Source organism: Enterobacter sp. Cy-643 (genome assembly GCF_011752815.1).
Lineage (GTDB): Bacteria > Pseudomonadota > Gammaproteobacteria > Enterobacterales > Enterobacteriaceae > Cedecea.
Genome location: NZ_VWWV01000002.1, coordinates 151,754 through 177,206 on the forward strand (window position 1 = coordinate 151,754; position 25,453 = coordinate 177,206).

A 25,453-nucleotide genomic window follows, 5' to 3' on the forward strand; every position below is an offset into this window, starting at 1 on the left:
GTTTATCTGCCTCAAAAATTAGCCATTACATCGCAGGGTTTAAGCTATGTTTGCATCGCATACTTTGTCTTTCCGCCGCTGGTTTACCGCCGCCGCCTTACTGGGTGCCGCGGCCCTGGCGCTGCCCGCCAGCGCTAACGATTATCCGCTTCCCGCCGCTAACAGCCGCCTGATTGGCAAAAACCTGTTCCATCAGGTCGCTAACGACGGCGGTTCGCTGGAGGCCATTGCCAAAAAGTACAACGTCGGTTTCCTGGCATTGCTGCAGGCCAACCCGGGCGTAGATCCGTATGTACCCCGCGCCGGGAGCGTACTGACTATTCCGCGCCAGATGCTGCTGCCGGACGTCCCACGCGAGGGCATCGTGATTAACCTCGCCGAACTGCGCCTGTACTACTTCCCTGCCGGGGAAAATAAAGTCACCGTTTACCCGATTGGCATTGGCCAGCTGGGTGGAGACACGCTGACCCCGACGATGGTGACAAAAATTTCCGATAAACGAGCTAACCCAACCTGGACGCCAACGGCCAATATTCGGGCGCGTTACCTGGCGCAGGGCATTAAGCTCCCGGCCGTGGTTCCTGCGGGGCCGGATAACCCAATGGGGCACCACGCGATTCGCCTGGCGGCGTTCGGCGGCGTTTACCTGCTGCACGGTACCAACGCGGACTTCGGGATCGGTATGCGCGTCAGTTCCGGCTGTATCCGCCTGCGCGACGGGGATATCAAAGCGCTGTTTAACACGGTTCCTGTCGGAACGTCAGTGCGCATCATCAACACGCCAATCAAAGCGTCCGTTGAGCCGGACGGCTCCCGCCTGGTTGAAGTTCACCAGCCGCTGTCCAAAGCGATTGATGACGACCCGAAAGTCCTGCCGATTGTGCTGAACGAGCAGATGGCGCAGTTCCGCAACGCACCTAAAACCGATACGAAGGTCATGGAACAGGCCATGGAGCATCGTTCCGGGATGCCGGTCAACGTCAATGCCCATGCGGCTGACCAATCGAACAACGAAATCTGAGTTCAGGTTTTATGCGTAAAAAAAGGCCCTGTCGAAAGACAGGGCCTTTTGCTTGCAGTGGCATATAACGAATAAGGTCAAACGTATTGAGGGTTAACGTCTGGCTTATTTATAGATGACGGCAGTACCGTGCAGGGTGTTCGGACCGTTAACGGAGGTAATACGGAACGATTTAGCGCCCATTGCATCGGCCTTCGCGGCCAACTGTTCTTCCAGGGAAGAGAGGTTGCTGCCCGCATTGGCGCTGATGGTGCCAACTTTTTGCTGGCCAGCAGGGGTAGCAGAAACTTCAACCGCCGCAAAGCTTGCAAATGAGAGTGAGCTAATCACAGCGGCAGCGAACAGAGTAGTTAAGGTTTTCATGATTCAGGTCCTAAGCAGGTGAATGTTAGGTCGTTAAACTAAATTAGTTAACGATCGATAAGTAAATCATAAACGTGATCTACATCACACGTCAACACATTTTAATAACGACCGTTAATTAATTAAAAAAAACGCTATTTTTCATTACGATAAGAAATAATTATTTTTCATAACGTGGCGCTGGCTACCGCCGCCGATTATTTTTATAATAAGTGTTCACTAATTAGACAGAGGTTAAACGGCAGGTATGGCAACCGAGACATTAAGTTGCAGCAAAAAAAGCCGTGGCCGTCCAAAGGTGTTTGACAGGGAAGCAGCACTCGACAAGGCCATGACACTCTTCTGGCAGCATGGCTATGAAGCAACATCCATGGCGCATCTGGTAGAAGCCACCGGGGCAAAGGCTCCAACGCTCTACGCGGAGTTCATCAACAAAGAAGGGCTGTTCCGCGCGGTGCTGGATCGCTATATCGCGCGCTTTGCGGCGAAACATGAGGCCTGCCTGTTCTGTGAAGAGCAGACCATGGAAGCCGCGCTGGAGAACTATCTTTCCGCGGTCGCGCAGTGTTTTACCGACAAGAGCACGCCTGCTGGCTGCTTTATCATTTGCACCTCATCCGTGCTGGCCGCGTCGTCAGATGACATCGCCGCAACGATAAAAGCCCGCCATGCCGTGCAGGAACAAACGCTGGTGCGTTTCCTTGAAATGCGCCAGCAAAAAGGCGAGATCCCGGCAGAGCGCAATATTCGCTGCCTGGCAAAATACCTGTGCTGCATCATTCAGGGGATGTCGGTCAGCGCCCGCGAGAACGCCAGCTATGAAGAGTTAATGCAGATAGTGAAAACCACGGTGATGTTAATGCCGCAGTTGAAGAAGATCTGATCAGGGCGGCCAATGGCCGCCCTTTTCACTAGCGAACTCGCCCTTTCGCCCAGTAGGCCATAAAGTTGATGGCTTCATGCTCAACGCCGCGTTCGCCGATCAAATGGCGACGTAACAGCTTCACCACCGTCGACTCCGCCGCCACCCAGCCGTAAAACTCGTTGCTGCCGGTGGTGGCTTTATCCCACAGCAGTTCGCCTTCGGCCTCTTCCTGAACCGCTTCGTGATGGCCGCTTTCCGGTACCCTCGCCTGCATTTTTACCGCCTGAATCAGGCATTCGCCGTGGGTGGCAGAGACGGTTTTACGCGGCAGCCAGTTGATCTCGGCGAAGCCATAGGCGCTTAAGTCCACGCAGTCCTCCTCGTCCGGCACTTCAAAAAAGGCCTGTATTTTTGGCGGCTGAGTCTGGCGAGCCAGCATTTCCAGAATGCCGCGCGCGGCGGGTAAAGCCGTCTCATCGGCGATAATCAGCGCATTGCGTAGCCCCGCGGGCGGCGTCCACTCATAGCCGCCGCTGTCTTCCGGGTGGGCAGCGTTAGGGGCCACAATCTGGATAGCATCGCCGGGGACAGAATTAATCGCCCATGCAGAGGCCGGGCCTTCGGTGCCGTGGCTGACAAACTCCACCGTCACTTCCTGACGCGCAGGATCGACATGGCGCAGCGTATAGGTGCGGATCACCGGACGCTTCTCTTTCGGCATCCCCTGAGCAATCTGGTACCACTGCCCTTCGGCAGGCAGCGACGGCGGCGTCCCGTCTTCGGAAGGGAACAGCATTTTAATACGCTGATCCGGCGAGTCACATTTCATCTGCGCCACCTCAGGCCCGCTGAACACCAGGCTCAGCAGCGAAGGCGACACGGCCGTTTTCCGCGCCAGTTGAACGTTGAACAGACGATAGCCCTGAACTCCAGCCATAACTTTTCCTTACGCTTAAATTGCAGAATGACGTGAACGGTGGCGGCTGCGCCAGATAACGCCGGACACCACGGTAAATAACACGGCGGCTAAAAAGGCCACCATAATCAGCGCTGCCTCGGCGCCCGTTTTTGATACCAGCGGCACCAGCATGGCGCAAAGTCCGTAGCCCAGAGTGTGGCTGGTCGCCACCCAGCCGGCCCCTGCGCCATCGGCGAGCTTGTCGTTTAGCAGCAGCTGATAGGCCGGAGTCGCGAGCGCAGCCCCGAACGACAGTACCGCGCAGCCGACGTAAAACAGCCACAGCTGCACGGAAATCATCATCGCCAGGCCGACGATCATCAGCAGCCCGGCGCTCAGCAGGAGCGCCATCGGCTTCAGGCGCTGTGGCCGCAGAATGCCAAACTGTGCGGAGAGCGAAGCCACCGCGGCCAGGCTCAGCAGCCAGGCAACCTGATGGCTAATTGCGGCGGTATCCGTGGCAAACTGGCGGCCAAGCGCCGGAGAGAGACCCAGTTGCATCAGGCTGACCGAGGCCGAAAGTAGCAAGGCACACAGCAGATAAGGCAGGCAATCGGGCCGAAGACGAGCACTTTTACGTTCGGCTGCAGGCTGCGGCGGCGTGCCCGGCAAACGTAACAGCATCACCAGCGCCAGCAGCGGAGCCACCATCAGAAGTCCCAACGGCGCAAGCGGATGAATCGCCAGCATGCCGGCGGCGCAAAGCGGGCCAAACAAGCGCCCGCTGCTCAGCCCGGAGCTGATTGTGGCCAGCGCCGCCATGCGCTTTCCTTCCCCGGCACGCTGTAGCGCCCAGACCTGGCAGGCCGGAACCATCGCCGAGACGGTCAAACCGTAGATAATCCGCGCCACAATCAATATGCCCAATCCGACGTAACCCGCGACCGCATCCGTGGCCAGCAGCAGGCAGCCAAGTCCGAGCAGCATAAAGCTCGCGCCATAGCCTCCCAGCGCCCAGAGCACCACGGGCTTACTGCCGAGGCGCGCGATCTGTTTCCCCCACCACGGCGAGGACGGTAAAAACAGCATCGACCCAAGCGTTAGCAATGCCGCCCAGACGGACAGGCTCAGATGTGTCTGCATCACCAGCACCGGGATCGCGACCAGCAGGCCGTTTTGCCCGACGCCAAGTAGCCCGGCGCTCAGCGCAAGTGGCCAACAGGAAAGGGATTTTTGCGGCGAATCCGCCAGTTCAAGCGATGTCAAAATGTTACTAACCCGTGTGGTTATTGTGCGTATTTGTAAAATTAATTTTATCTATTCTAACAATTGTTATTGATAATGAGAAACGTTATCGGCAGAATTCGCATTATCATAACGCGTGGAAACTGTTTGATGATGACTTTGCCAAATAAAACTCTGGCCTGGGATGTGGCCGCACAGTGCTTTCTCAATTCCCTTGTCCGTGAAACCAGCGACTGGCGACTGACCGACAGCCACCCAGCCGAACTCATTATCCCCCTGGGGGAACAGCAGGCGCTCTACTTCAAAGTGGCCTATTTCTCTCCCACCCAGCATCACCGCTTCGAATTCCCGGCGCGTCTGGTCACTGCCACCGGCAGCCAGCCAATTGACTTCGCCACCCTTTCCCAGCTGATTGTCGACAAGCTTCAGCACCAGCAGATGCTGCCGGCCACCGGCTGCGAAGCGTTTTATCAGCGCGTAATGGAAAGCCATGCCCACACGCAGCAGGCGATTGAAGCCCGTCATGACTGGAACGGGCTGCGCGAAAAAGCGCTGAATTTTGGCGAAGCCGAGCAGGCATTGCTGGTGGGACACGCCTTCCACCCGGCGCCGAAATCCCACGAACCGTTTAACCAGCAGGAAGCCGAGCGCTACCTGCCTGACTTCGCCCCGCATTTCCCGCTGCGCTGGTTTGCCGTAGATAAAGGCTATCTGGCGGGTGAAAGCCTGCATCTCAATCTTCAGCAGCGCCTGACGCGCTTTGCGGCTGAAAATGCGCCGCAGCTGCTGAGCGAGCTCAGCGACAATCAATGGCTGTTCCCGCTGCATCCGTGGCAGGCCGGCTATCTGCTGGAGCAGGACTGGTGCCAGCAGCTGGTCGCCAAAGGTTTGGTAAAAGATTTGGGCGAGGCCGGAGCCCCTTGGCTGCCGACCACGTCATCGCGCTCGCTCTACTGCGCCACCAGCCGCGACATGATCAAATTCTCCCTGAGCGTGCGACTGACCAACTCCGTGCGTACGCTGTCGGTGAAAGAAGTTAAACGCGGTATGCGCCTTGCGCGTCTGGCGCAAACTGACCGCTGGCAAACGCTGCAGGCCCGCTTCCCGACCTTCCGCGTGATGCAGGAAGACGGCTGGGCCGGACTGCGCGATCTCCACGGCAACATCATGGAAGAAAGCCTGTTTGCCCTGCGCGAAAACCTGCTGGTTGAGCAGCCGCAGAGCCAGACTAACGTCCTGGTTTCCCTGACCCAGTCAGCCCCGGACGGCGGAGATTCCCTGCTGGTTGCCGCCGTGAACCGCCTGAGCTCTCGCCTTAGGATCACGCCGAAACAGGCTGCACACGCCTGGGTCGACGCCTATTGCCAGCAGGTGCTGAAGCCGCTGTTTACCGCCGAAGCGGATTACGGCCTGGTTCTCCTCGCTCACCAGCAAAATATTCTGGTGGAGATGCAGCAGGATCTGCCGGTCGGGCTTATCTACCGCGACTGCCAGGGCAGCGCTTTTATGCCACATGCCGCAGGCTGGCTCGACATGATTGGCGAAGCGCAGGCGGAAAACGTCTTCACCCGCGAACAGCTGCTGCGCTACTTCCCTTACTACCTGCTGGTCAATTCGACCTTCGCCGTGACCGCCGCGCTGGGTGCTGCGGGGCTGGATAGCGAAGTGAACCTGATGAGCCGTGTACGCAGCGCGCTTAGCGCCGTGCGTGACGAGGTGACGCATAAAACCTGCCTCGACTACGTGCTGGAAAGCCCGCACTGGAACGTGAAGGGGAACTTCTTCTGCTACCTGCACGACCATAACGAAAACACCATCATCGATCCTTCGGTGATTTACTTCGACTTTGTAAACCCGCTGCTGGCTCAGGAGGGCTGAATGTTTCAGGCATCTATTGTTCACGGCGGCCACGGGCTGCGCTGTGAAAAGCTCAATAAGCCTCTGAATCTGAGCTGGGGCCAGGACGGCGGCGCGGTCCTGCACTGGCCGGGCGAACTGCCTGCAGGCTGGCTGCGCGATGCGCTGGATCAGATGTTCGTCGCGGCGCCGCAGCTTACTTCCATCGTGCTGCCTTACGCCGAATGGCGGGAAGAACCGCAGGCGCTGGTGCTGTTCGATCTGCTGAAAAGCGACATCGTTCACCGCGCAACCTTCTGGCAGCAACCGCTGTGGCTCAGCGCTCCGGCGAAGCATGCTTCCGGCGAAATGGTATTTGACGCTGAGCGCGAGATCTATTACCCGCTGCGCCCTGCCCGCCCGTCCGGGGAAGTTTACCGCCGCTACGATCCGCGCGTTCGCAAAACGCTGAGTTTCCGCGTGGCCGATCCGGCGTTGGACGCAGAACGTTTTACCCGCTGGATGAACGATCCGCGCGTGGACTATTTCTGGGAGCAAAGCGGCTCGCGGGAGGTACAAACCGCGTATCTGGAGCGCCAGCTCACCGGAAAACATGCGTTTCCGCTGATCGGCTGCTTTGACGACCAGCCGTTCAGCTACTTCGAAATTTACTGGGCAGCGGAAGATCGCATCGGCCGCCATTACCCGTGGCAGCCGTTTGATCGCGGCCTGCATCTGCTGGTGGGCGAGCAGCAGTGGCGCGGCGCGCACTATGTACAAAGCTGGCTGCGTGGCTTAACCCACTACCTTCTGCTGGACGATCCGCGCACGCAGCGCACCGTGCTGGAGCCGCGCGCCGACAACCAGCGCCTGTTCAAGCATCTGGAGCCTGCGGGCTATGTGACGCGCAAGGAATTTGACTTCCCGCACAAGCGTTCACGCCTGGTCATGGCGGACCGCCACAACTTCTTTAGCGAGGTAGGCCTGTAATGAATCGCAAGGACTGGGATTTCGTTAACCGCCAGCTGGTGGCCAAAATGCTGGCTGAGCTGGAGTACGAGCAGGTTTTTCAGGCCGAATCGTTGGGTGACAATCGCTACTGCATCAGCTTAGCCGGGGCCGAGTGGCATTTTAACGCCGAGCGCGGTATCTGGGGCTGGCTGTGGGTAGACGCGCAGACGCTGCGCTGTGCCGACGAGCCTGTGCTAGCGCAGACGCTGCTCATGCAGCTCAAGCCGGTGCTGTCGATGAGCGACGCTACCGTGGCCGAACATATGCAGGATCTCTACGCCACGCTGCTGGGCGACCTGCAACTGCTGAACGCGCGCCGCGGCATGAGCGCTGAGAGCCTGATCGATCTCGACGCTGACCGCCTGCAGTGCCTGCTGAGCGGCCACCCGAAGTTCGCCTTCAACAAAGGGCGTCGCGGCTGGGGCAAAGAGGCGCTGGAGCGCTATGCGCCGGAGTATGCTAATACCTTCCGTCTGCACTGGCTGGCGGTCAAACGCGAGCATATGGTCTGGCGCTGCGACAGCGAGCTGGATATTCAGCAGCTTATCGCCGCCGCGATGGACGAGCAGGAGCTGGCCCGCTTTGCTCAGGCGTGGCAGAACAATGGCCTGGATGACAACTGGCTGCCGCTGCCGGTACATCCGTGGCAGTGGCAGCAGAAAATTGCGCTGGATTTCGTGGCCGATCTCGCCGAAGGCAAGATAGTTTCTCTGGGCGAATTTGGCGACCAGTGGCTGGCCCAGCAGTCGCTGCGCACCCTGACCAACGCCAGCCGCCCGGGCGGGTTAGACATCAAGCTGCCGCTGACAATTTACAACACCTCCTGCTACCGCGGTATTCCGGGCAAGTACATTGCCGCCGGGCCGCTGGCTTCCCGCTGGCTGCAGAACGTCTTCGCTACCGACAGCACGCTGGTGAAAACCGGGGCGGTGATCCTCGGCGAACCGGCTGCCGGCTATGTTTCCCATGAAGGCTATGCCGCGCTGGCTCAGGCGCCCTATCGCTACCAGGAGATGCTGGGCGTTATCTGGCGCGAGAACCCTATCCGCTGGCTGAAACCCGACGAGACGCCAATTCTGATGGCGACCCTGATGGAGTGCGACGAAAACAATCAGCCGCTGATTGGGGCCTATATCGCCCGCTCGGGCCTCGACGCAGAAGCCTGGCTGACACAAATGTTCCGTGCGGTGGTGGTGCCGCTGTATCACCTGCTCTGCCGCTACGGCGTGGCGCTGATCGCCCACGGACAAAATATTACGCTCGCGATGAAAGACGGCGTGCCGCAGCGCGTTCTGCTGAAAGATTTTCAGGGCGATATGCGTCTGGTGAAGGATGAGTTCCCGGAGATGGACTCCCTGCCTCAGGAAGTGCGGGACGTGACCGCCCGCCTGAGCGCCGACTATTTAATTCATGATTTGCAGACCGGCCATTTTGTGACGGTGTTGCGTTTTGTTTCGCCGCTCATGGCCCGCCTTGGCGTGCCGGAGAGACGCTTTTATCAGCTGCTGGCCGCAGTGTTGAGTGATTACATGCAGGAACACCCGCAAATGTCGGCGCGTTTTGCGCTTTTCTCACTCTTTAAGCCACAAATCATCCGCGTTGTGCTGAACCCGGTAAAACTGACCTGGCCTGACCAGGACGGCGGCAGCCGCATGCTGCCGAATTACCTTGAGGATCTGCAAAACCCGCTGTGGCTGGTAACCAGGGATTGAATTATGACAAACACTGTTGATTTTATTGGCGTAGGTATCGGCCCGTTTAACCTGAGCATTGCGGCGTTGTCTCACGAAGCAGAGGGATTTAGCAGCCAGTTCTTTGACAGCCGCCCTGACTTTGCGTGGCACCCAGGCATGTTAGTGCCGGACTGCCACATGCAGACCATGTTCCTGAAAGACCTGGTCAGCGCCGTGGCCCCCACCAGCCCGTTCAGCTTTGTGAACTACCTGGTGAAACGTAAAAAATTCTACCGCTTTCTGACTACCGAACTGCGCACCGTCTCGCGCGATGAGTTTTCGGACTACCTGCGCTGGGCCGCAGAGGGCATGAATAACCTGAAGTTTAACCAGACGGTTGAGCGCGTTGATTTCGACGAGCAGCGCAAACTGTTTGTGGTGCAAACCGGCCAGGGGGAAACGCTGGCGCGCAACATTTGCCTCGGGATTGGCAAACAGCCTCACCTGCCGCCGTGCGTGAAAACCGCCACGCCGACCTGCTTCCACGCCAGCGAAATGAGCCTGCGCCTGCCGAATCTGACCGGGAAACGCGTCACGGTTGTTGGCGGCGGGCAAAGCGGCGCCGACCTGTTTCTGAATGCGTTCCGTGGCGCCTGGGGCGAAGTTGCCGAAGTGAACTGGGTTTCACGCCGGAATAACTTTAACGCGCTGGATGAAGCCGCGTTTGCCAACGAATACTTCACGCCAGAATACGTCACCGGCTTCGTTGGCCTGAATGAAGACGCGCGGCAGAAAATGCTCGATGAGCAGAAGATGACCTCCGACGGCATTACCGCTGATTCGCTGCTGACCATCTACCGCGAGCTGTATCACCGCTTTGAGGTACTGGGACTGCCGCGCAATGCGCGCCTGCTACCAAGCCGCTCGGTCACCGGTCTTGAAACCCGTGGCCAGGGCTGGCAACTGCTGCTGGAGCACCATCTGGACAAGGGCTATGACACGCTGGACAGCGACGTGGTGATTTTCGCCACCGGTTACCGCCCAACGCTACCGCAAATGCTTTCGCCGCTAATGCCACGCATGACGATGCTGGATGAGTGCAACTTCAAAGTGCGCGATGACTTTACGCTGGAGTGGAATGGCCCGGCCGGAAATAACATCTTCGCGGTCAATGCCAGTATGCAAACCCACGGCATTGCCGAGCCGCAGCTGAGCCTGATGGCGTGGCGGTCCGCCAAAATTCTGAATCGCGCGCTGGGGCGTGATTTGTTCGATCTCAGTACGCCGCCCGCGCTGATTCAATGGCGCAGCGGCAGCCGGGAAAAACCGCAGCAGTCCGCTGCGTCCTTAACTCACTACTCCTCAAAATCATTCGAAATGCAGCCCGGCGCTAACTGAGTTTATCCCCCGGAACGCAGGTCGCTGCGGGACGGGGGTAACCGTTAACCCCGCGTCACGTTGAAGAATGACGAGGACACAGCATATTTGGGCCGATGTTTGTCAGCCCGTATGAAGGAACAATGATGATAACCAAAAAGCATACGCTTTGGGCGCTCAATCCATTACTGCTCGCCATGATGGCGCCGGCAGTGGCACAGCAAACCAATGACGAGACGATGGTGGTTTCCGCCAACCGCAGCAACCGCACCGTCGCCGAAATGGCCCAAACCACCTGGGTGATCGAGAAAGCCGAACTGGAGCAGCAGATCCAGGGCGGCAAAGAGTTTAAAGACGCTCTCGCCCAGCTGATCCCCGGCCTCGACGTCAGCAGCCAGAGCCGCACCAACTACGGCATGAACGTCCGTGGTCGCCCGCTGGTGGTGCTCGTTGACGGCGTGCGCCTTAACTCTTCCCGTACCGACAGCCGCCAGCTGGACTCTATCGATCCGTTCAATATCGATCATATCGAAGTCATTTCCGGCGCCACCGCCCTGTACGGCGGCGGCAGTACCGGGGGGCTTATCAACATCGTGACCAAAAAAGGCCAAAAGGATACGCAGGTAGAGTTCGAGACCGGGATCAAGAGCGGCTTTAACAGCAGCAAAGATCACGATGAGCGCGTCGCCAGCGCCATCTCCGGCGGGAACGACCATATTTCTGGCCGCGCCTCGATTGCCTATCAAAAATTCGGCGGCTGGTTTGACGGCAACGGCGATGCCACCCTGCTCGACAACACCCAGACCGGGTTACAGTATTCCGACCGCCTGGACGTGATGGGTACCGGCACGCTGAATATCGATGAAAACCAGCAGCTGCAGCTCGTTACCCAGTATTACAAAAGTAAGGGCGATGACGACTACGGCCTGAACCTCGGGAAAAACTTCTCTGCCATCAGCGGGACAAGCAGCCCGTACGTGAGCAAAGGACTGAACTCTGACCGTGTTCCGGGCACAGAGCGCCACCTGATCAGCATGCAGTATTCCAACAGCGACTTCCTCGGTCAGGAGCTGGTGGGCCAGGTTTACTACCGCGATGAATCGCTGCTGTTCTATCCGTTCCCGACGGTAAACGCGAGCAAAAAAGCGACCGCGTTCTCCTCTTCCCAGCAGGATACTAATCAGTACGGCGCGAAGCTGACGCTGAACAGCAAGCCGCTCGACGGCTGGCAGCTGACCTACGGCCTGGACGCAGACCACGAACGCTTCACCTCCAATCAGATGTTCTTCGATCTGGCTAAGGCCAGCGCCTCCGGCGGACTGAACAACCAGAAGATATATACCACCGGGCGTTACCCGGCGTATGACATCAGCAACATGGCCGCTTTCCTGCAGTCCAGCTATGACATCAACGAGATCTTTACCCTGAGCGGCGGCGTGCGTTACCAGTACACCGAGAACAAGATCGATGATTTCATCGGCTACGCGCAGCAGCAGCAAATTGCGGCCGGCACGGCAAAATCTGCTGACGCCATTCCTGGCGGCTCCACCGACTACGACAACTTCCTGTTCAACGCCGGCCTGCTGATGCACATCACCGAGCGCCAACAGGCCTGGCTGAACTTCTCCCAGGGCGTAGAGTTGCCGGATCCGGGTAAATACTACGGCCGTGGCACCTACGGCGCGGCGGTGAACGGCCACCTGCCGCTGACCAACAGCGTTAACGTGGGCGCGAGCAAGCTGCAGGGCGTGAAGGTTGATTCCTACGAACTGGGCTGGCGCTACACCGGCGACAGCCTGCGCACGCAGATTGCCGCCTACTACTCGCTGTCCGATAAGAGCGTGCTGGCGAATAAAGACCTGACCATCAGCGTCGTTGATGACAAGCGCCGCATTTACGGTGTGGAAGGCGCAGTGGACTACTTTATTCCGGACACCAACTGGAGCACCGGTGCTAACTTCAACGTTCTGAAAACGGAATCCAAAGTTAACGGCAGCTGGCAGAAATATGATGTGAAGGTCGCCAGCCCGTCGAAAGCGACCGCCTATATTGGCTGGGCGCCGGATCCGTGGAGCCTTCGCGTGCAGAGCACAACGTCGTTTAACGTGAGCGACGCGGCAGGCTACAGCATCGACGGTTACACCACTGTTGATTTGCTGGGCAGCTACGAGCTTCCGGTAGGTAAACTCAGCTTCAGCGTAGAAAACGTCTTTGACCGTGATTACACCACCGTTTGGGGCCAGCGTGCGCCGTTGTACTACAGCCCGGGCTACGGTCCTGCTTCGCTGTATGACTACAAAGGCCGCGGCCGCACCTTCGGTATGAACTACTCCGTGCTGTTCTAAGCCTCTTCCTTGCCCGGCTGTTGCCGGGCAAGTTCACACGCTTACCCTTCCTAACAGTTTATCCCTCGACCCGCGCAAAATAGTCTTTTAAAAATAAGGGATATTTTCCTCCCCTATGACCGGAGACGATATGCAAATTGGGTTTATTGGCGTGGGTAGCGTGATAGAAACGGCTTACCTGCCGGCAATTCAGCGGCTTTCCCGGCGCGATGTGGTTTGCTACGGGTTTGATCCCGCCCCGCGCTACCGCTCTGATGCCATCACGCTTCTCCCCTCCCTAAGCCAGCTTCTGGCGCTGCCGCTTGATATGGTGTTTATCACCACTTCATCACTCCAGCATTGGCCGATGCTGAAGCAGGTTCTACAGCAAAGTTCGCTGCCTGTTGTGGTGGAAAAACCCATCGCGGCAACGCTGCAGCAGCTCGACGAACTGACATCGCTGTTAACTGACCCGGCTATTGCCGCGCGAGTGCTGGCCCTGGATCACTGGATGGTGAGAACCGATGCGGCACGTTTTATCGACCGCCTCGACGATATCGACCGTATCGAAGGATTCCTGCTGGAACCCAGCGAGTTTAATGCCGCCGGAGAGCCCATTGCGCTGAATTTTGCCACCGGCGAGCCCGACACTCGCAAACTGCGCCACCCGGACGGCGTTATCGTGGATATCGGTACGCATGTGCTGGCGATGATGCGGGAAACGCTGGTGCAGGCGGGCGCTGACGAAACGCTGAATCTTGAGTTGCTGCTGGCCAAAGACCGGCTCGGCAACAACATTTTGCCCGGCGATGTCACCACGGCAGAAGGCCAGGCGCTGCTGCGCGGGGAGATGGGCGGCATCCCCTGCGTGCTGCAGCTGAACAAATATGCCGGACCGGCCGGGGGGCAAAAAGGCATCAATATCGTGCTGAAGGATGGCAGAGTGATTGCCGTCGACAGACGCGGAGCGGATGAAACCCTGAGCATTGACGACGAGGTAAAACGGGATATCAGCGGGCCGCTGTACGACCGCTGTCTCGGAGAGGTTATTTTTGCCGGTAAAACGCTGTTTGAGCAGGCTCCAGAGGCGATTCCTGCCTTAACCCGCCGCAGAATTCAGGAAGTCAGGGCCTTATTGACGCTGCAGCAAACGCTGCGCGGGGAGCACTAAAAACGCAAAACCCGCCGGAGGGCGGGTTTATTTTCAGGCTCGATATCAGGCTTTGTTGAGCACCAGCTGGCCTTTGCTGTCCAGCGGGATCTGGGTGCCGGGATCTTTATCCATACGAATTTTGCCCTGCTGATCGCCGATTTTGTAGGTCACATCATAGCCGAGCATTTTTTCTGATTTGTCGTACACGGTCTTACAGCGCTGCTGGGTGGTGGTGTAGGTGTCACCATCCTGCATTGCGCCCTGCACCTGGTTCCCGGCATAACCGCCGCCCAGCGCGCCCACTACCGTGGCAACATCCTTCCCGCGCCCACCGCCAAACTGGTGGCCAAGCACGCCTCCGGCTACCGCGCCCAGAGCGGAACCTAAAATGCGGTTCTCATCCTGAACAGGTTTGCGGTGCGTCACGGCCACGTTGCGGCACTCCTGTCGCGGCGTTTTAACCGTTTCCTTGATTGGCGTCGCTGACACCACCTGTGCATACTGGGGACCACGGTCAAACACGTTCAAACTGGCTACCGCAGCCACGCCCAGCGCAGCGGCCACGCCAATACCTATACCCGCTAACATTGATTTATTCACAGGACATCCTCCTGACCTTGTTGTTAACCTAATTTTGCACCTCAGTGACAACATTGAGAAATCAGACAACGGATCAAAAGTGCGGGATCGTGCGGCGAAAGCGCGTGTTTAAGACAACTCCGAGCATCCAGCCAGGAATATACCGAATGTTATGCTGCGTACCGGCAATAAAAAACCCGGCACGATGGCCGGGTTTTGGAGGGAAATAGAACTTAGTGCAGCTTCAGGCGTGGACGGATCACGCGGTTGATGCTGCCCACCAGCATCATCAGGCCGGTTTTGAAATAACCGTGCAGCGCAATCTGGTGCATACGGTACAGGGAGATGTACACAAAGCGGGCGATGCGGCCTTCAACCATCATCGAGCCGCGCATCAGGTTACCCATCAGGCTGCCCACGGTGGAGAATTTGGACAACGAAACCAGCGAGCCGTGATCTTTATAGCTGTAAGCTTTGAGCGGCTGCCCTTTCATCTGCGCAAGGATGTTAGTCAGCGCGCGAGAAGCCATCTGGTGCGCGGCCTGAGCGCGCGGCGGCACGAAACCACCTTCCGGGCGAGCGCAAGATGCACAGTCGCCGATGGCGTAGATATCCGGGTCACGCGTGGTCTGCAGCGTTGGCTCAACCACCAGCTGGTTAATGCGGTTAGTTTCAAGGCCGCCGATGTCTTTCATGAAGTCAGGCGCTTTAATGCCCGCCGCCCAGACCATCAGATCCGCTTCAATAAACTCGCCATCTTTGGTATTCAGGCCATTCGCTTCGGCGCTGGTCACCATGGTTTGCGTCAGCACGCGAACGCCAAGCTTAGTCAGTTCGCTGTGCGCGGCGGCAGAAATACGCGGCGGTAGCGCAGGCAGAATGCGTTCCCCGGCTTCCACCAGCGTGACGTTTAGCGCTTCGTTGGTCAGCCCTTTGTAGCCGTAGCTGTGCAGTTGCTTAACGGCGTTATGCAGCTCCGCAGACAGCTCAACGCCCGTCGCGCCGCCGCCAACGATAGCAATGTTAACTTTTCCACTCGCGCCCAGGTTGGCGGAGTATTTCAGGAACAGGTTCAGCATCTCAGCATGGAAACGGCGCGCCTGGTGCGGGTTGTCGAGGAAGATGCAGTTTTCTTTCACGCCCGGGGTGTTGAAGTCGTTGGAGGTGCTCCCCAGCGCCATCACCAGCGTGTCGTATGGCAGCTTGCGCTCCGGTACCAGCAGCTCGCCCTTCTCATCGCGCAGCTCGGCGATGGTCAGCGTTTTGCTTTCGCGGTTAATGTCCACCACGGAACCCAGCTGGAACTGGAAATGATGATTGCGCGCGTGGGCCAGGTAGCTCAGCGCATCCACGCCTTCATCCAGCGAGCCGGTGGCCACTTCATGCAGCAGCGGTTTCCACAGGTGGCTGTGGTTACGATCGACGAGCGTAATTTTGGCTTTTTTCCCGCGCCCCAGTTTTTTACCTAACTGAGTCGCCAGCTCCAGACCACCAGCGCCGCCGCCGACAATCACTATTTTTTTCAATGGTGTAGTCAACTTGACCCCCTAAAATATTAACCAATTGTTAATTAAAAGTTATCTAAATAACCTTTAATTAACAAAGGGTTACTGCACGTTTACCGCCAGAGTTTATCGAGAATAACATGAAGGGTGCATTGGTCATACCAAAATTGATGTACATCAATTTTTATGCCGAAAAGATAAACAAAAAGGCCAGCGCGAGGCTGACCATGACATTTTCCCTAAATAATTCGAGTTGCAGGACGGCGGCAAAGCTGAGAAACCCCAGGAGCATAGCTAACTATGTGACTGGGGTGACAAATCTGTCGGGAATAGGTTTGAACGCTGCTCGCAGCGGCCCTTTAGGGTGAGGCTCATGGATGAGCCGAATAGCAGGTGCAGCCAACACACCTGCGGCTTGAAGTATGACGGGAAAATTTAGCCCAGGGTTTTAAAGGCTTTCATGCGTTGCAAATGCGGGGAGATATTTTTGAATTTGTGGGTTTGCTGTTCGTCCCAGACGATTTCATAGTAGTGGTGCAGCGCTTCTGCCGTGCGCCGGTTGTCCAGCGCTTCGTCGTTGCGCGAGAGAATAGCCAGGCAGCGATCGCGGTTCTTCTCACGGAAGTTTGGCACGCACTTGGTGGTGATGTCCGCGTACTCTTCCGGCCTGTCTATCTTCCCTTCCATGTTTTCATGAGGATAGAGATTCGGGTTAAAAATAACCTGCCGCATATCGCAGAGAAAACCAATGCGCTCCGCCCAGAATCCGCCGAGACCCACGCCGCAAATTAAAGGGCGCTCGTCGTCGGTAAGCTGCTGCATCTTGTCGACTTCCTTCAGCAGATGCTGCATGTCGTGCTTCGGATGCAGCGTGCTGTAGCTAATCAGCCGGACATCGGGATCGATAAACTGAAGCTGCAGCACTTTTTCATGGTTACCGGGGCTGTTTGAGTCAAAACCGTGCAAATAAATAATCATCGCATCCTCACCACCTGAATATTAGCCCGCTTTATGCGCCTGCCATTGCTCGTGCAGCGCTTCCAGCTGCTGGTTCACCTGTTTCCAGCGGTCGGATGAACGCAGCTCATCGCGGGTAAATGACCCTTTATGATACAAACCTGTAACACGTTCTGCTTTGACCGGTGACAGGTTATCCAGCACGCTCACCGCCCCTTTACGATTATTGCAGACGAGAATCATATCGCAACCGGCGTCCAGCGATGCCTGACCGCGTTCGGCATAGCTGCCCATGATAGCCGCGCCTTCCATCGACAAATCATCGGAGAAAATCACGCCATTAAAGCCCAGCTCGCCGCGCAGAACCGTTTTTAGCCAATACTCCGAGCCGCTCGCTGGACGTGGATCGACTTCATCATAGATAACGTGGGCAGGCATGATGGCATCCAGCTTATTCTCGCGAATCAGCGAGGCAAAAATGCGCATGTCATGCTCGCGGATTTGCGCCTTCGGGCGCGGATCGTGCGGCGTTTCTTTGTGGGAATCGGCGGTGACCGCCCCGTGGCCCGGGAAGTGTTTGCCGGTGGTTTTCATGCCAGCAGCATGCATCCCGTCGATAAAATGCGTGGCCATCTCCAGCGCTTTGGCCGGATCTTCATGGTAAGAACGTTCCCCGATGGCCGCGCTGATATGCCCGATATCCAGCACCGGCGCAAAGCTGATGTCGATATCCATGGCGATCATTTCGCTCGCCATCAGCCAGCCCGCCTCTGCCGCCAGTTTACCGCCCTCTTCCAGGCCACGGAGTGCCGCAAAAGATTGTGCCGCGGGCAGACGGGTAAAACCTTCGCGGAAGCGCTGCACGCGACCGCCTTCCTGATCGACGGCAACAACCAGACGATGGCGCGAAGCCTCACGGATCTGGCGCACCAGTTCACGAAGCTGCTCCGGGTCATGGTAGTTGCGGGTAAACAGAATCAAACCACCCACCAGCGGGTGCTGCAAAATTTCACGCTCTTCCGCATCCAGCTCGAAGCCGGCCACATCCAACATTACTGGGCCCACAATACTCTCTCCTGATGTTTGCTCGCCCGCAGCGCGCGCCATGCGTCGTCTGCCAGCGTAATAAAATGTTGCTCCCCGGTTTGCCGCCAGCGGCATTCGTACCAGGACGCCATAAGTAACGTTATCCACGGCCGCCAGCGCGCTACCTGGCGACGCAGGGCGTCGAGGTTAAGCGAAGCCTGGGCAGCATACAGTGCCAGCAGCGCTTCGCTGTCGACGGCATTCGCAGCCAGCACAGCGGCCAGCTCCAGCGCAATATCGCCGTCTCCGGCGTATTCCCAGTCGATAAGCCCCAGGCGATTGCCTGGTTGCCGCACCAGATTGCCAGCGTGAACATCCATATGCAGAGGAGCCAGCCGCAGCGGTCTGGGCTCCTTTCGCCGCTTAAGGCGCTTTAATTCACGCAGCCAGGCCAGGGTTCGCCTGTTCGGGTCGCTTTCCTGCCAGTAAAACTCAAGCAGCGGGGCCAGACTGATGCGCCAGCCGAACGGTTTCTGCCGGTGAAGATAATACAATAAGCCCGTTAATTCAGTGAGCGGGGCCAGGTTCGGCAAAACCTCGCCGTCAAGCCAGCGGGTGAACAGCCAGCCTTCCGCCAGACACCAGGGCTCGGGCGCGATGCCGGCAGGCAACTGCCTGAGGGCGCGATGATGCCGCCGAAGGGAAATCCCCGGTAAGCGCTGTTCGGGCAGCTTTCTTGCCGTAAAGCTGCCTGCCCGTGTCTCCACGCGATAGCTTGTCCCACTCAGTCCCTCAAGCGCAGAAACGCAACCGGCGGCCTGAGCCGCCGGAAGATATCGAGTCACTGCCGCATCGAGCGATGCTTTAGTTGGTTTGCTGAACAGCACCGCTACCCGACCAAATGATTTCGCCGGTTTGCACCAGCATCAGCTGCATTTTCAGCGTGGGCGTGTTCACGTTGCCGCTGGCGTTGGTGTAAAGCACGTACTGGGCGCCGGTGTTACGCGCAATGCCAATCGCTTTGCTTCGCGTGCCTAAGCTGTCCTGTGGGGAGAGCCCAAGCTGCTGCTTAGCCATAGAGAGCTGCTGGGCGGAGACCAGCGTGAACTTGTTGTTGTTAGCCAGCGCACCGCGCAAGGCTTCCGTCGCGCTGCTGGTTTGCAGGCTACCGTTGGTGCGGTTATTGACGCTGTCCACCAGTAACACGCTGCCCGCAGTCACGCCATCAGCCTGCAGCATTTTGCCAACCATAGGCTGCATGGCGCTATTCCAGTCGTAGGTGCGAACCTTAGGCTGCGCCGGAATAGTGGGCTCTGGTTGTTCCACAGGGCCTGGCTGTGTCGGCACGGTCGGAACCGTTGGCACGGTAGGCTCCGGCTGTGCAGGCTGCTCTACGCCAGGCTTAGCTTCCTCCACCGGGGCAGGCTGTTCGCCGCGATTAATACATCCGGTCAGGATCAGCGCCACCGCAGTGACGGCCAGATAACGATGAAGTCCCCTAATCAAAATTCGCTCCTTACAGAGAGAGAAAGACGTACTTTTTTGGCTCCCGGCCAGGCTGCAGTCGAGTCAATGCGCTGCGAAGACTGCCCCGGGAGGGTAACGGTACGCTCTTTCTCAAGAGGGTGGATTTCCAGCCCTTTTTTGTCGTACCAGTAGAAACGGTAGTACAGCGTGACCGGCTTATGCTGCTCATTATACAGCGAGGATTCGGCCACCGTGGCACCATTCTGCTGAGAGATATCCGGTTTTTCCGCGCTGATCCCGGCCGCCAGCACGGCAGATTCCATGACCAGGGTTTGGTCGTTGTTCACCGGAATGGCGGGGCGAGAACTACAGCCCGCCACCAGCAACATCGCTAACAGACTCAGGGAAAAGCGCGACATGGGATCAGTCCTTATGCGCCAGCATTGGGCCAAGCGGACGGCCACCCAGCAGGTGCATGTGAATATGGTACACCTCTTGCCCACCGTGACGGTTGCAGTTCACGATTAGGCGGTAGCCGTCAGCGGCAATCCCTTCCTGTTCTGCAATTTTAGCCGCAACGGTCATCATCCGCCCTAGCGCCAGCTCGTGTTCGGCTTTGACGTCATTGGCCGTTGGGATAAGTACGTTTGGAATGATGAGGATGTGGGTGGGTGCCTGAGGGGAAATATCACGAAACGCGGTGACCAGTTCGTCCTGGTAAACCACATCCGCCGGAATTTCACGACGAATAATTTTACTGAAAATAGTTTCTTCGGCCATGAGCTGTTCCTTGAAAGAGAAAACGGTGTTGGGAGTATGAGCGAGGCGCTCACTTGACTCAACCTTCTGCACGCTTTTCTTTCGTTAAGTGCTGGCCTTTAAAACAAATTCGTGTTTTTTCAGCAACAAAAAAGGGAGGCTTTCGCCTCCCTTATCGCTCCCCGAACAAACTTAGTTGTTACGGATCCACTCATCCATTTCGGTTTTCAGGTTATCGGACTTGGTGCCGAAAATAGCCTGAACGCCGGAACCTGCGACAACCACACCTGCTGCACCCAGTTTTTTCAGGCCAGCCTGGTCAACTTTAGCCACGTCGGCCACGCTGACGCGCAGACGGGTGATACAAGCGTCGAGGTTAGTGATGTTTTCTTTTCCGCCGAACGCGCTAACCAGAGCAGGCGCCATTTCGCTGGTTGCGCCAGCGGTGGTTTCTGCGGTGGCGTCTTCACGACCCGGGGTTTTCAGATCCAGTGCCTTAATCAGTACGCGGAAGATGGTGTAGTACACGATCGCGTAGCAAATACCGACAATTGGGAACAGCCACAGTTTGCTGCTGTTACCGCTCAGCACGATGAAGTCAATCAGACCGTGAGAGAAGGACGTCCCGTCACGCATACCCAGCAGGATACAGATAGGGAATGCCAGGCCAGCCAGAATCGCGTGAATGACGTACAGGATCGGCGCCACGAACATGAAGGAGAATTCGATTGGCTCGGTGATACCGGTCAGGAACGAAGTCAGTGCCGCGGAGATCATGATCCCGCCCACTTTTGCACGGTTCTCTGGTTTAGCAGAGTGCCAGATAGCAATTGCCGCAGCCGGCAGGCCGTACATTTTGAACAGGAAGCCGCCGGACAGTTTGCCCGCGGTTGGGTCACCTGCCATGTAGCGAGGGATGTCGCCGTGGAACACCTGGCCCGCAGCGTTGGTGTATTCGCCGATCTGCATCTGGAATGGAACGTTCCAGATGTGGTGCAGACCAAACGGTACCAGGCAGCGCTCGATGAAGCCATAGATACCGAAGGCAACAACCGGGTTCTGGTATGCAGCCCACTGAGAGAAGGTCTGAATAGCCGTACCGATTGGTGGCCAGATGAAGGACAGCACTACGCCGGTGAAGATGGCCGCCAGACCGGAGATAATCGGTACAAAGCGTTTCCCGGCGAAGAAGCCCAGATACTCAGGCAGCTTGATGCGGTAGAAACGGTTGAACATGTATGCCGCAATTGCACCGGAGATGATACCGCCAAGCACGCCGGTATCCGCCAGGTGTTTAGCTGCAATTTCTTCCGCAGGCAGGTGCAGGACCAGAGGCGCGACCACGGCCATGGTTTTCACCATGATGCCGTAGGCAACAACCGACGCCAGAGCAGATACGCCATCGTTGTTAGTGAAGCCCAGTGCCACACCGATAGCGAAAATAAGCGGCATGTTGGCGAAGACTGAACCGCCCGCTTCCGCCATAACGTGAGAGACAACGACCGGCAGCCAGCTGAAGTTTGCAGACCCGACGCCCAGCAGGATACCTGCGATAGGCAGTACGGAGACTGGCAGCATCAGCGATTTACCCACCTTTTGCAGGTTAGCAAATGCATTCTTAAACATAATAGAGAGTGCTCCTGAGTATTTGTGCTTTTTTTGTACGCATTTACGCATCGAACCGGGGGGAGAACCGGTTCATAAACAGGACATCTAAGTGTCCTTTTATTTATTACGCAGAGTAAAATAAATAACGAAAAGTTTGTTTGACGGCTATCACGTTTCTCAGCCGATCGCGCGAAAAACTTTCATTAATTTACATAACACGCGTACAAATGGTTCAAAACGAGCGTGCACCGCTCATTTTATGGCGGTGCACTTTACTCGCTTAGGCTATTAATTACGAGCTTTAAAATAACTATGGATTTCAGAGAGATTGCAGGCGGGATAAGGGGACATGGAACAAATCAGCAAAGTTCTGCGTGGTGGCAATAGCCAGTTCTTCCAGCGAAACGCCCTTCAAAACGGCCATATATTCGGCAACATCACGCGCCATGGCAGGCTGATTTTCTTTCCCGCGATGCGGCACCGGTGCAAGATACGGGGAGTCCGTTTCTACCAGCATTCTGTCCAGCGGCACATAACGCGCGGCGTCACGCAGCTGCTCGGCATTCCGGAAGGTCACTATCCCGGAAAAAGAGATGTAAAAACCCATATCCAGCAGTTTACCCGCCGTATCTCTGTCTTCCGTGAAACAGTGTAGTACCCCGCCGCACTCTGTCACTTTTTCTTCCTGCAGGATGCTCAACGTATCGGCGCGGGCATCACGAGTGTGGACGATCACCGGCTTGTTCAGCTCGCGGCCAATGCGAATATGATTGCGGAAAGATTCCTGCTGGCGAGGTTTTGTTTCCGGCGTATAAAAATAATCCAGCCCGGTTTCCCCCATCGCGATAACGCCAGGTTCGGCGGCAAGGCGGCGGAGCTCTTCAACGTCGTACGCTTCGTCCTGGTTCAGCGGATGTACGCCACACGAGAAGGCCACGTTGTTACGCTCTCCCACCAGCTCACGCATCCCCCGATAACCTTCAAGGGTGGTGGCCACAGCCAGGCAAAATTTCACATCCCTGGCAGCCGCTTTTTCCAGAACGTCATCAACGTTTTTGTGCAGGGATTGATAATCCAGACCATCGAGATGGCAGTGTGAGTCGACCAGAAACATAGTAATACTCTTAGAGATGATGTGAGTGAAGCAGTGCGCCGGGCTGAGCCAGACGCTCCCACGTGAGAAGACTTTCCGTAAGCAGAAGCTCACGGTTAACGCCTACCACGTTAAGCAAGGCATCGCGGCAGGTGAACCAGTGGTGAAGCAGACTTTGCAGCACGGCAGGGGAATAACGCCCGCCGAGGCTGGCCACCAGCGGTTGCATATCCGCGTTGGTCAGCCAGGCCCCTGCGCCTTGCTGCCACTTGAGGGCATCAACCAGCAGCGCGCAAAGCCAGTGTACGCGGCGGGCGGCATCCTCATGATTTAATGCCGGCAACAGCGCCAGCAGGTTGTTCGCTTCCCCAGCCTGAGTGAGCTTCTCACAAAGCTGCTGGCGGACCTTCCACTGTTCGGGATGCAAAAGCGCCAGCGCAGCGGCAGGTGCTCCGGAGCTAAGCCGTAACGCAGCCTGAAGCTCTTCTGCTGAGGCCGTTATTTCGCGGCCCAGCCATGCCAGCGCGAAACGCTCATCCGGGGGCGCAAGGTGCCAGTAAAGGCAACGGCTGCGCAGCGTTGCGGGCAGATGCGCGGGTTCACGGCTGCTCAGGAAAAACCAGGTATTTTTAGGCGGCTCTTCCAGCGTTTTCAGCAACGCGTTCGCCGCGGCCTCGGTGAGCAGATCGGCATCTTTCAGCCAGACGACTTTCGCCCCGCCCTGCTGGGCGTGGCCATAAAGCTTTTCGGTGATGTCGCGCACGGCATCAATCCCGAGGCTGGATTTGCCTTTTTCCACTTCAAGGGAGTAGCTGTCAGGGTGCGTACCCGCCTGCATCAGCTGGCAGCTGTGGCAATGGCCGCAGCTTTTATTGCCTTCCGGGCTTTGGCACATCAGCCAGCGGCACAGGGCGTAGATTAACGCGTCATCCCCCAGGCCCGGCAACGCGTGGACCAGCAGCGCATGATGCCCACGGCCGGCCTGATACTGGCCGATAAGCTGCTCAAACGCGCCGCGAAGCCACGGATACCATTTCACTATTGCTGCTCCCGGAACCAGCTCAGCACGGCCTCACGCACGGCCAGCGAGACGTCATCCAGCGGCTGCGTGGCATCGATGGTTTTAATGCGGCTGTCGCGACCGGCCAGTTCCAGATATCGCGCACGCGTGCGGTTAAAGAAGTCGATAGATTCCTGCTCAATGCGGTCAAGTTCACCCCGGGCGCGGGCGCGGGTCAGTCCGACTTCCGGCGTGACGTCGAGATAAATCGTCAGGTCAGGATAAAAATCGCCCAGCACGGTGTTACGCAGCGCCATCAATAACTGCCGATCAATCTGACGCCCGCCGCCCTGATAGGCCTGAGTGGAAAGATCGTGGCGGTCGCCGATGACCCAGCTGCCGCGTGCCAAAGCCGGTTTGATCACCGTCTCTACCAGCTGGATGCGCGCCGCGTAGAACATCAGCACTTCGGCTTTATCGGTCACCTTCTCATCACCGATCCCGGCATTGTTGAGCGTTAACTCACGCAGGCGTTCGGCAAGCGGCGTGCCGCCGGGTTCACGCGTAAAGGTCAGCTCGCTGATACCCAGCTCTTTTAAGGTTGCCACGACCACGTTATGGGCGTTGGTTTTCCCGGCGCCTTCCAGGCCTTCGATGACGATAAATTTACTGTCCATTTTTATCCTTAAGAGCTTTGATATACACCTGCACCGCCTTGTTATGGCTTTCGAGATTGGTGCTAAAGGTATGGCCACCCTTACCGTCAGCAACAAAATAGAGATACGGCGTTTTTGCCGGATGCGCAGCCGCCTGCAATGACGCTTCGCTCGGCACAGCAATCGGGCCCGGCGGCAGGCCGCTAATCACATAGGTGTTATACGGCGTGGGCGTCTCGAGATCTTTGCGCGTTAGCTTACCATTATAGCTGTCGCCCATCCCGTAGATAACGGTGGGGTCAGTTTGCAGCCGCATGCCAATACGCAGACGGTTAATAAACACTGAGGCCACCTGGTCACGTTCGGCCGCAACCGCGGTTTCTTTCTCGATGATCGAGGCCATGGTCACCAGATCATTTTCGGTTTTGTAAGGCAAACCATCAGCCTTGCTTTCCCAGGCCTGCGTCACGGCTTTAACCATTTTTTGATGCACGCGCTTAAGCAGTGCAACATCTGTGGTGTTAGCGGTGTACATCCAGGTGTCCGGGTAGAACCAGCCTTCGACCCATTCCGGGTGCTCAAATTTCAGCGTTTCTGCCACGGTGGCATAGGCGTCGTCTTTGAGCGTGTGCTGGATGTATGGGGCTTCTCGTAGCTGATCAAGTAAATCGCTCAGGCGCATACCTTCCACAAAACGCAGCGGGAACTGTGCCTCTTTTCCACTGGCCAGCAGACTCAGCATGTCGGTAACCGTCATCCCCGGCGTGAGGCGATATGTACCAGCCTTAAATTTCGCCAGCTCCGGCTCAACGCGCAGCAGCCACTGGAAGACTCGCGGACGTGTAATCAGTTTTTCTTCATAAAGCTGAGTGCCCAGGGCTAAACGTCCGGTACCCTGCTTCAGAGTGAAAATGGTTTCCTGTTTAATGGGCAGCGGCGCTTTTGCCAGCTGACGCACCTTCCAGATGCCTGCACCGGCGGCAATACCGAGCACAACCAGCAAAATAAGAAAGAAACGAAACATCTTTTTCATCGGT

24 protein-coding genes are annotated in these 25,453 nt (G+C 57.2%); 8 read left to right on the top strand and 16 right to left on the bottom strand.

Annotated features, from left to right (window positions below; translation table 11 throughout):
* Window positions 1-46: 46 nt before the first annotated feature.
* Window positions 47-1,021 carry a L,D-transpeptidase LdtC gene (ldtC, locus tag F3J29_RS09020; protein ID WP_166865448.1) on the top strand — a complete coding sequence of 325 codons (975 nt, stop codon included), beginning with the start codon at window positions 47-49 and terminating at the stop codon, window positions 1,019-1,021.
* 105 nt (window positions 1,022-1,126) lie between these two features.
* Here the strand turns inward: ldtC and bhsA are convergent, their stop codons facing one another.
* The gene (gene bhsA / locus F3J29_RS09025) at window positions 1,127-1,384 is read right to left on the bottom strand and encodes a multiple stress resistance protein BhsA (RefSeq protein WP_008453418.1); all 258 of its coding nucleotides are present in this window, start codon (window positions 1,382-1,384) and stop codon (window positions 1,127-1,129) included.
* A gap of 247 nt (window positions 1,385-1,631) precedes the next feature.
* Here bhsA and F3J29_RS09030 point away from each other — a divergent pair, with 247 nt between their 5' ends.
* The gene (locus F3J29_RS09030) at window positions 1,632-2,267 is read left to right on the top strand and encodes a TetR/AcrR family transcriptional regulator (protein ID WP_166865451.1); all 636 of its coding nucleotides are present in this window, start codon (window positions 1,632-1,634) and stop codon (window positions 2,265-2,267) included.
* Window positions 2,268-2,295: 28 nt separating this feature from the next.
* On the opposite strand, the gene F3J29_RS09035 is transcribed toward F3J29_RS09030, so the two are convergent.
* On the bottom strand, window positions 2,296-3,186 hold the full coding sequence (locus F3J29_RS09035; protein ID WP_166865454.1) for a siderophore-interacting protein: 891 nt from the start codon (window positions 3,184-3,186) through the stop codon (window positions 2,296-2,298).
* 15 nt (window positions 3,187-3,201) lie between these two features.
* The gene (locus tag F3J29_RS09040) at window positions 3,202-4,413 is read right to left on the bottom strand and encodes an MFS transporter (protein ID WP_008453424.1); all 1,212 of its coding nucleotides are present in this window, start codon (window positions 4,411-4,413) and stop codon (window positions 3,202-3,204) included.
* A 132-nt stretch (window positions 4,414-4,545) separates the two neighbouring features.
* Between F3J29_RS09040 and iucA the strand changes: the two genes are divergently transcribed.
* From iucA to F3J29_RS09070, 6 genes are all read left to right on the top strand, one after another.
* Window positions 4,546-6,270: an aerobactin synthase IucA gene (gene iucA, locus F3J29_RS09045; RefSeq protein WP_166866641.1), complete on the top strand. Its 1,725-nt coding sequence runs from the start codon at window positions 4,546-4,548 to the stop codon at window positions 6,268-6,270.
* Complete coding sequence (gene iucB, locus F3J29_RS09050) at window positions 6,271-7,218, top strand: N(6)-hydroxylysine O-acetyltransferase (protein ID WP_166865457.1); 948 nt, start codon at window positions 6,271-6,273, stop codon at window positions 7,216-7,218. It abuts the gene before it with no gap.
* Window positions 7,218-8,951 carry an aerobactin synthase IucC gene (gene iucC / locus F3J29_RS09055; protein ID WP_166865460.1) on the top strand — a complete coding sequence of 578 codons (1,734 nt, stop codon included), beginning with the start codon at window positions 7,218-7,220 and terminating at the stop codon, window positions 8,949-8,951. Before iucB ends, iucC begins: the two co-directional genes overlap by 1 nt.
* Window positions 8,952-8,954: 3 nt before the next feature.
* Window positions 8,955-10,310 (top strand): NADPH-dependent L-lysine N(6)-monooxygenase, encoded by a 1,356-nt coding sequence (gene iucD / locus F3J29_RS09060; RefSeq protein ID WP_166865464.1) that lies wholly within the window; start codon window positions 8,955-8,957, stop codon window positions 10,308-10,310.
* A gap of 122 nt (window positions 10,311-10,432) precedes the next feature.
* Window positions 10,433-12,634 (top strand): ferric aerobactin receptor IutA, encoded by a 2,202-nt coding sequence (gene iutA / locus F3J29_RS09065; protein WP_166865467.1) that lies wholly within the window; start codon window positions 10,433-10,435, stop codon window positions 12,632-12,634.
* A gap of 130 nt (window positions 12,635-12,764) precedes the next feature.
* Window positions 12,765-13,784, top strand: a complete 1,020-nt coding sequence (locus tag F3J29_RS09070; RefSeq protein ID WP_166865471.1) for a Gfo/Idh/MocA family oxidoreductase — start codon at window positions 12,765-12,767, stop codon at window positions 13,782-13,784.
* Between the two features lie 45 nt (window positions 13,785-13,829).
* Here the strand turns inward: F3J29_RS09070 and F3J29_RS09075 are convergent, their stop codons facing one another.
* The 13 genes from F3J29_RS09075 to yceG all read right to left on the bottom strand — a co-directional run bounded on the left by F3J29_RS09075 (window position 13,830) and on the right by yceG (window position 25,449).
* Window positions 13,830-14,366, bottom strand: a complete 537-nt coding sequence (locus tag F3J29_RS09075) for a glycine zipper 2TM domain-containing protein (RefSeq protein WP_166865475.1) — start codon at window positions 14,364-14,366, stop codon at window positions 13,830-13,832.
* Window positions 14,367-14,578: 212 nt separating this feature from the next.
* Window positions 14,579-15,883 (bottom strand): NAD(P)/FAD-dependent oxidoreductase, encoded by a 1,305-nt coding sequence (locus tag F3J29_RS09080; RefSeq protein ID WP_166865478.1) that lies wholly within the window; start codon window positions 15,881-15,883, stop codon window positions 14,579-14,581.
* Between the two features lie 402 nt (window positions 15,884-16,285).
* The gene (gene ycfP, locus F3J29_RS09085) at window positions 16,286-16,828 is read right to left on the bottom strand and encodes an alpha/beta hydrolase YcfP (protein ID WP_166865480.1); all 543 of its coding nucleotides are present in this window, start codon (window positions 16,826-16,828) and stop codon (window positions 16,286-16,288) included.
* Between the two features lie 21 nt (window positions 16,829-16,849).
* Complete coding sequence (gene nagZ, locus F3J29_RS09090; protein WP_166865483.1) at window positions 16,850-17,872, bottom strand: beta-N-acetylhexosaminidase; 1,023 nt, start codon at window positions 17,870-17,872, stop codon at window positions 16,850-16,852.
* On the bottom strand, window positions 17,860-18,720 hold the full coding sequence (gene thiK / locus F3J29_RS09095; protein ID WP_166865486.1) for a thiamine kinase: 861 nt from the start codon (window positions 18,718-18,720) through the stop codon (window positions 17,860-17,862). Before thiK ends, nagZ begins: the two co-directional genes overlap by 13 nt.
* Window positions 18,698-19,339, bottom strand: a complete 642-nt coding sequence (gene lpoB, locus F3J29_RS09100) for a penicillin-binding protein activator LpoB (RefSeq protein ID WP_166865488.1) — start codon at window positions 19,337-19,339, stop codon at window positions 18,698-18,700. Before lpoB ends, thiK begins: the two co-directional genes overlap by 23 nt.
* A complete protein-coding gene (locus F3J29_RS09105; protein WP_166865490.1) occupies window positions 19,336-19,719 on the bottom strand; it encodes a YcfL family putative periplasmic lipoprotein in 384 nt (127 codons plus the stop codon). Before F3J29_RS09105 ends, lpoB begins: the two co-directional genes overlap by 4 nt.
* 4 nt (window positions 19,720-19,723) lie before the next feature.
* Window positions 19,724-20,080: a purine nucleoside phosphoramidase gene (gene hinT / locus F3J29_RS09110; RefSeq protein ID WP_061272656.1), complete on the bottom strand. Its 357-nt coding sequence runs from the start codon at window positions 20,078-20,080 to the stop codon at window positions 19,724-19,726.
* 171 nt (window positions 20,081-20,251) lie between these two features.
* On the bottom strand, window positions 20,252-21,685 hold the full coding sequence (gene ptsG, locus F3J29_RS09115) for a PTS glucose transporter subunit IIBC (RefSeq protein ID WP_039291936.1): 1,434 nt from the start codon (window positions 21,683-21,685) through the stop codon (window positions 20,252-20,254).
* A gap of 301 nt (window positions 21,686-21,986) precedes the next feature.
* Window positions 21,987-22,781 carry a metal-dependent hydrolase gene (locus tag F3J29_RS09120; protein WP_166865493.1) on the bottom strand — a complete coding sequence of 265 codons (795 nt, stop codon included), beginning with the start codon at window positions 22,779-22,781 and terminating at the stop codon, window positions 21,987-21,989.
* 10 nt (window positions 22,782-22,791) lie between these two features.
* Window positions 22,792-23,799, bottom strand: coding sequence for a DNA polymerase III subunit delta' (gene holB, locus F3J29_RS09125; protein ID WP_166865496.1), 1,008 nt, complete (start codon window positions 23,797-23,799; stop codon window positions 22,792-22,794).
* Entirely contained in the window at window positions 23,799-24,437 is a 639-nt protein-coding gene (tmk, locus tag F3J29_RS09130; protein ID WP_166865499.1) for a dTMP kinase, read from the bottom strand. The genes holB and tmk overlap by 1 nt, the downstream gene beginning before the upstream one ends.
* The gene (gene yceG, locus F3J29_RS09135; RefSeq protein WP_166865502.1) at window positions 24,427-25,449 is read right to left on the bottom strand and encodes a cell division protein YceG; all 1,023 of its coding nucleotides are present in this window, start codon (window positions 25,447-25,449) and stop codon (window positions 24,427-24,429) included. The genes tmk and yceG overlap by 11 nt, the downstream gene beginning before the upstream one ends.
* Window positions 25,450-25,453: the final 4 nt, after the last annotated feature.

Excerpts from the sequence above, each read along its gene's own strand:
- ldtC (WP_166865448.1), top strand. The coding sequence starts at position 47 with ATGTTTGCATCGCATACTTTGTCTTTCCGCCGCTGGTTTACCGCCGCC.
- bhsA (WP_008453418.1), bottom strand. The coding sequence starts at position 1,384 with ATGAAAACCTTAACTACTCTGTTCGCTGCCGCTGTGATTAGCTCACTC.
- F3J29_RS09030 (WP_166865451.1), top strand. The coding sequence starts at position 1,632 with ATGGCAACCGAGACATTAAGTTGCAGCAAAAAAAGCCGTGGCCGTCCA.
- F3J29_RS09035 (WP_166865454.1), bottom strand. The coding sequence starts at position 3,186 with ATGGCTGGAGTTCAGGGCTATCGTCTGTTCAACGTTCAACTGGCGCGG.
- iucA (WP_166866641.1), top strand. The coding sequence starts at position 4,546 with ATGACTTTGCCAAATAAAACTCTGGCCTGGGATGTGGCCGCACAGTGC.
- iucB (WP_166865457.1), top strand. The coding sequence starts at position 6,271 with ATGTTTCAGGCATCTATTGTTCACGGCGGCCACGGGCTGCGCTGTGAA.
- iucC (WP_166865460.1), top strand. The coding sequence starts at position 7,218 with ATGAATCGCAAGGACTGGGATTTCGTTAACCGCCAGCTGGTGGCCAAA.
- iucD (WP_166865464.1), top strand. The coding sequence starts at position 8,955 with ATGACAAACACTGTTGATTTTATTGGCGTAGGTATCGGCCCGTTTAAC.
- iutA (WP_166865467.1), top strand. The coding sequence starts at position 10,433 with ATGATGATAACCAAAAAGCATACGCTTTGGGCGCTCAATCCATTACTG.
- F3J29_RS09070 (WP_166865471.1), top strand. The coding sequence starts at position 12,765 with ATGCAAATTGGGTTTATTGGCGTGGGTAGCGTGATAGAAACGGCTTAC.
- ycfP (WP_166865480.1), bottom strand. The coding sequence starts at position 16,828 with ATGATTATTTATTTGCACGGTTTTGACTCAAACAGCCCCGGTAACCAT.
- F3J29_RS09105 (WP_166865490.1), bottom strand. The coding sequence starts at position 19,719 with ATGTCGCGCTTTTCCCTGAGTCTGTTAGCGATGTTGCTGGTGGCGGGC.
- hinT (WP_061272656.1), bottom strand. The coding sequence starts at position 20,080 with ATGGCCGAAGAAACTATTTTCAGTAAAATTATTCGTCGTGAAATTCCG.
- ptsG (WP_039291936.1), bottom strand. The coding sequence starts at position 21,685 with ATGTTTAAGAATGCATTTGCTAACCTGCAAAAGGTGGGTAAATCGCTG.
- F3J29_RS09120 (WP_166865493.1), bottom strand. The coding sequence starts at position 22,781 with ATGTTTCTGGTCGACTCACACTGCCATCTCGATGGTCTGGATTATCAA.
- tmk (WP_166865499.1), bottom strand. The coding sequence starts at position 24,437 with ATGGACAGTAAATTTATCGTCATCGAAGGCCTGGAAGGCGCCGGGAAA.
- yceG (WP_166865502.1), bottom strand. The coding sequence starts at position 25,449 with ATGAAAAAGATGTTTCGTTTCTTTCTTATTTTGCTGGTTGTGCTCGGT.